Annotated in this window: 7 protein-coding genes; 6 read left to right on the forward strand and 1 reads right to left on the reverse strand. The window is 34.5% G+C overall.

Annotation, left to right across the window (positions count from 1 at the left end; all coding sequences use genetic code 11):
- Positions 1–15: 15 nt before the first annotated feature.
- Entirely contained in the window at positions 16–1,221 is a 1,206-nt protein-coding gene (locus AC3AX0_RS06740; RefSeq protein WP_487549540.1) for a nucleotidyltransferase, read from the reverse strand.
- Positions 1,222–1,338: 117 nt separating this feature from the next.
- Here AC3AX0_RS06740 and AC3AX0_RS06745 point away from each other — a divergent pair, with 117 nt between their 5' ends.
- From AC3AX0_RS06745 to AC3AX0_RS06770, 6 genes are all read left to right on the forward strand, one after another.
- Entirely contained in the window at positions 1,339–2,547 is a 1,209-nt protein-coding gene (locus tag AC3AX0_RS06745; RefSeq protein ID WP_487549541.1) for an acetate kinase, read from the forward strand.
- A 57-nt stretch (positions 2,548–2,604) separates the two neighbouring features.
- Positions 2,605–3,102, forward strand: coding sequence for a YceD family protein (locus tag AC3AX0_RS06750; RefSeq protein WP_487549542.1), 498 nt, complete (start codon positions 2,605–2,607; stop codon positions 3,100–3,102).
- A gap of 3 nt (positions 3,103–3,105) precedes the next feature.
- Positions 3,106–3,285, forward strand: coding sequence for a 50S ribosomal protein L32 (gene rpmF / locus AC3AX0_RS06755; protein ID WP_487549543.1), 180 nt, complete (start codon positions 3,106–3,108; stop codon positions 3,283–3,285).
- A gap of 98 nt (positions 3,286–3,383) precedes the next feature.
- Positions 3,384–4,382, forward strand: coding sequence for a phosphate acyltransferase PlsX (gene plsX, locus AC3AX0_RS06760; RefSeq protein WP_487549544.1), 999 nt, complete (start codon positions 3,384–3,386; stop codon positions 4,380–4,382).
- Positions 4,379–4,621 carry an acyl carrier protein gene (acpP, locus tag AC3AX0_RS06765; protein ID WP_487549545.1) on the forward strand — a complete coding sequence of 81 codons (243 nt, stop codon included), beginning with the start codon at positions 4,379–4,381 and terminating at the stop codon, positions 4,619–4,621. Before plsX ends, acpP begins: the two co-directional genes overlap by 4 nt.
- A 259-nt stretch (positions 4,622–4,880) precedes the next feature.
- A partial coding sequence (locus AC3AX0_RS06770) for a ribonuclease III family protein (RefSeq protein ID WP_487549546.1) occupies positions 4,881–5,218 on the forward strand: 338 nt, incomplete at its 3' end.

Below are 5,218 nucleotides of genomic sequence, written 5' to 3' on the forward strand. Positions count from 1 at the left end.
ATTTTATTTAGCTTATTATCCATTCTTTATAATAAAAGGGTTTGTAGTGAGCTCGCTGTTTAGCGTTTTTGAATTAATAGCCAAGTTGTAGATTTGAGAAGATTTGTTGGTCAATTCGAATATTTTTCTGTCTGCAAGGCTTGATGTCTTGTATTTGAAATCCGATTTCTTAGTAATGAAATTGATTCTGTTTTTGTTGCTTTTCATGAAGTACTGTCCATTCTTGTCAAACGAAAGAACTTTAACACTGTTTATATTTTCAATCTGTATGGATTCGTTAAAATCATTTGTAAGATTTAGAAGAATACTCAGCAGTATTCTTTGAATTCTTGAATAAGTGAATCTTTTTGATTTCACATTTTTAATGAATTCATCAAGATTTTCATGCAAACCAATGTTTTTTATAAACCTGTTTTCGATTCCTTCCTTCATATCGTAAATGCTTGTAAGCTCATTATGGGTTGACGACAAAATTTTGTATTGAACAAGCTGATAACAAAGTTCCAGGGAGTTAAACTTTCCATAGTTATCAAGAAAAGACATTATTTTATCATATGAATATGTTGGTACACTGCTGGAAACATCAGAATTATTATATTCAAGTAGAGTCTTTCTTATAGCACTTGCGCTTGAAAAAGTTCCTTCCATTTTATTGGAACTGTATGAACTTCCTACTCTTTCCACATTCAGAGGTTTGATATTGTAGTTGTTTCTCATTATTGACTTTACATATTCAATTCCAAGAATGTTGTTAGGGGTGAATATTTCTTTCATGTTTTTTCCAAGAGCCTTTGAAATTGATTTGGGATATGAGTATCCCAGACTCAGGTTGTCTTTAAGTATGGATTTGAATTCAAGAGTTTCATTTGAAAGTATTTCCGATATCTTTATGATTTCTTCCAGATTTTCACTTTCAGTACCAAAGCATATGCTTTTAACATCCAGCTTTGAAAGTATGCCAAGAGCACCTTCTGCGAACATTTCAGCATTTTGAACAGCATAAGGGAGAGGAAGCTCAAGAACTATGTTGCCTCCACCTTTTACAGCTGTTTCAGCCCGACTCCATTTGTCTATGATTGCCAAGTCTCCACGTTGTACGAAGTTGCCACTCATTAATATTACTATACAGTCTGGATTGTATTTTTCCTTAACTTTTTTCAACAGATATTCATGACCGTTGTGAAAGGGATTGAATTCTGATATTATTCCGATATTATTCATTTTTATCACCATAGACAGTATATAATAAAAACTGAAAGTGAACAAACTAAAATATTGATTTATTAACAAATTTGTATTAATATATATAGGTCAGTTATATATATTTAGGAGGATTCAATGAATATTTTAGTAATTAATTGCGGAAGTTCTTCGCTTAAGTATCAATTGCTTAACATGGATGATGAAAGTGTTTTAGCAATAGGTCTTACCGAGAGAATAGGAATAGAAGGAAGCAGGGTCAAGCACGAGACTGTCGGTAAAGACAAGGTCGTTTTAGAGCAACCCTTAGAGAGCCACAAAGAAGCTATCAAACTTGTTCTTGATACACTTGTAAACCCTGAGTATGGTGCGATTGCATCTCTTGAGGAAATTGATGCTGTTGGACATAGAGTTGTTCACGGTGGAGAGAAATTTGCAGGTTCAGAGATTATCACAGAAGAAGTAATATCGGCTATGGAAGATTGTATTGATCTTGCACCACTTCACAATCCGCCAAACATTATAGGAATCAGAGCTTGTCAGGAATTGATGCCGGAAGTACCTATGGCAGGAGTATTTGATACTGCGTTCCACCAGACAATGCCTGCATATGCATACATATATCCGTTGCCATATGAGCTTTACAAGGAGCTTGGAATTAGAAAATATGGTTTCCACGGTACTTCACACAAGTATGTATCATCAAAAGCAGCCGAAATGTTGAATAAAGATATTAAAGATCTTAAAATAATTACTTGCCATCTTGGAAATGGTGCAAGTGTTACTGCAATAAAGGATGGAAAGTCTATTGATACAAGCATGGGACTTACTCCTCTTGAAGGACTTGCAATGGGTACAAGAAGCGGTAACATAGACCCTGCGATAGTAACATTCCTTATGGACAAGAAAAATCTTTCGATAGACGAAGTAAACCATATAATCAACAAAGAATCAGGAGTGCTTGGAATATCAGGAGTAAGTAGCGACTTCAGAGACATTGAGGAAGCAGCAGAAGCTGGAAATGAAAGAGCTCAGCTTGCACTTGATATTTTCCATTATTTAGTCAAGAAATTCATTGGAAGTTATGCGGCTGCCATGGGTGGAGTCGATGTATTGGTATTCACTGCAGGACTTGGCGAAAATTCAGTTGACTCAAGAGAAGAGATTTGCAAGGGTCTTGAATTCATGGGTATCAACATTGATCATGACAAGAATAATGTAAGAGGAAAAGAGACTCTTATTTCAAAAGATGACGCAAAAGTTAAGGTGTTTGTAATTCCTACAAATGAGGAACTTATGATTGCAAGAGACACAGAAATACTAGTTTCAAAAAACTTAGTTAAATAGCTTGACAAATCTGTATATTTTACATATAATTTTCCTTGCAGTCTTGAGGTGATATATTTGATTTTAGATTTAAAAGATTTTTTAAAAGATAATTCGGTTTATAAGCAATATATTAATAGCGTAAAGCCTGAAAGCTTGAAAACAAAGGATTTCATTATCTTGACAGATGACGTACTGTGTACTGTTGATATATATAAAACAGATGATAATCTATATGGAGAAGTAAAGTTGGTTTATAAGTATATTGAAAACTGTGCAAGATGTCTTGATGAGTTTAATCACCAAGTGGAAACCGAATTTAAAATTACCATAGGTGAGGTTGTTAATGAAGATGAATTGAGCATTGACCTTGTTGATGATAAAATCGACTTGACAGATGCTATAGTTCAATCTATTTACGTATCGAAGCCTATAAAAGTTTTGTGCAAAAATGATTGTAAAGGTATTTGTCAAAAATGTGGAATAAACAGAAATCACAGTAAATGCAATTGTGGTGATGCAATTGTTGATCCACGTTTAGATAAATTGAGAAAATTGCTTGATAAGGAGGTGTAGCTAATGGCAGTACCAAAGAGAAAAATATCCAAATCTAGAAGAGACAAAAGGAGAACGGCAAAAGAGAGAGTTAAAGTAACAGGTTTTGTTGAGTGTCCACAATGTCATGAGGTGAAGCTTCCTCACAGAGTTTGTAGAGAATGCGGATACTATGATGGAAGAGAAGTCTTGAACGTAGAATAATAAAACCATGAAGATAGTGTTCGCACTATCTTCATTTTTATTGCAAATTTATTTGTTCTACGTTATACTAAAACTTGAGTATTATGTCGAGGTGTAAAATGAATATTATTATGGATGCAATGGGTGGAGACAACGCACCTGAAGCAATAGTCAAAGGCTCAATTGAAGCATTAAGAGAATATGACGTTAAAATTACCTTTTCCGGAAAGGAAGGGGAAATAAAGAAATATCTTACTGACAAAAATCTGCTTAATAGAATAGAAATCATTAATGCGGAAGATGTTATAACTAATGAAGACAAGCCAGTGAAGGCCATTAGGAAGAAAAAGGATTCTTCTATGGTAAAGGGAATGGATGCCCTCAGGAACGGATATGGAGATGCATTTGTTTCCGCAGGCAATACTGGAGCAATATTAAGCGGAGGCTTATTCATAGTGGGAAGACTTCCAGGAATAGAAAGACCTTGTCTTGCACCACTGTTCCCAAATGGAAAAAGATTCAGCCTTTTAATGGATGCTGGGGCCAACGTTGACTGCAAGCCGGCATTTTTGAATCAGTTTGCACTAATGGGATCGATTTATATGGAAAATGTTCTGAAGATTGAAAGTCCAAAAATAGGACTTATAAATATAGGAACTGAAGAAGGCAAGGGAAACAAACTTGTCAATGATACCTTTAAGCTATTAAAGGAGTCTGAACTAAATTTCATAGGGAATATAGAAGCAAGGGACATAATGTCTAACAATGCTGATATTTTGGTCTGTGATGGTTTTGTGGGAAATGTTGTTCTTAAACTTATGGAAGGTGTAGCTGCGGAGCTTATGAGCAGGATGAAAGATGAAATCTTGAAAACAACAAAGGGTAAAATTGGTGGTTATCTCATAAAGGATTCCATGAAAAAGCTTAAGGGGCAACTTGATTATTCAGAACATGGAGGAGCTCCTTTACTGGGACTTAAAGCTCCGGTAATTAAAGCACATGGAAGTTCTGACAGTATTGCAATTAAGAATGCTATAAGACAGTCGAAAATGTTTTTAGACAGCGGAGTGAATGAAATTATTAAAGAAGAATTGGACAAGGGAGGAAACAGCAATTGATTTTTCAAACAATAAAGAACCTGATTATTGAACGGTTAAATCTTGAAGAAGATACTGTAATCAATATGGATACATCTTTTGCAGATGATCTTGAAGCAGATTCCATAGGACTTGTTGAACTAATTATGAGTATTGAAGATGAATATGATATTGAAATAGATGATGAAGATGCTGAAAAGATAAAAACTGTGAGGAATGCAGTTGAATACATTGAAGGTATAATAAATAAAAAGTCCTGATTTCAGGACTTTTCTTGTAGCTTAGCTGCTTTGTTTTTATATAGATATATGATGTAATTCTTTTGGTTTTGCCTGGGGTTGCCGGATATGTTTAAGAGATATGATTGCTGTTTCTTGGCTTATGAAGAAGTAATGATTGGTGATTAGTGATTAACTCTTAGTTAATTAGCAATCTCTAATTATTAATCATCTAAGTTTACTGGACTGGATGTAAATATGAAAGGTTTCATGCCTTTATAATTTGAATAATGGAGGAATAATGGATAATAGTTTATCGCTTATTGAAGAAAGACTGAAATACAGTTTTACCGACAGGGAGCTTCTTATGGAAGCTTTAACTCACAGTTCCTATTCCAATGAAAATGGACAGGACATTAAAAACAATGAAAGACTTGAATTTTTAGGGGACGCTGTACTTGAGATAATGGTCAGCAACTACCTTTTTAATAAATACAAATCCATGCCGGAAGGAAAGCTTACTAGACTTAGGTCCAAAGTTGTTTGCGAAGAAATACTTTACGATATAGCAGTAAATCTTGAAATTGGCAAATTTTTACTCCTTGGAAAAGGAGAGGAAACAACAGGTGGAAGGGAAAG

This window comes from Dethiosulfatibacter sp. (assembly GCF_983023055.1).

What these genes read in the sequence shown, in the direction of transcription:
- plsX (WP_487549544.1), top strand. Translation starts at nt 3,384, where the DNA reads ATGAATATTATTATGGATGCAATGGGTGGAGACAACGCACCTGAAGCA.
- AC3AX0_RS06740 (WP_487549540.1), bottom strand. Translation starts at nt 1,221, where the DNA reads ATGAATAATATCGGAATAATATCAGAATTCAATCCCTTTCACAACGGT.
- AC3AX0_RS06745 (WP_487549541.1), top strand. Translation starts at nt 1,339, where the DNA reads ATGAATATTTTAGTAATTAATTGCGGAAGTTCTTCGCTTAAGTATCAA.
- rpmF (WP_487549543.1), top strand. Translation starts at nt 3,106, where the DNA reads ATGGCAGTACCAAAGAGAAAAATATCCAAATCTAGAAGAGACAAAAGG.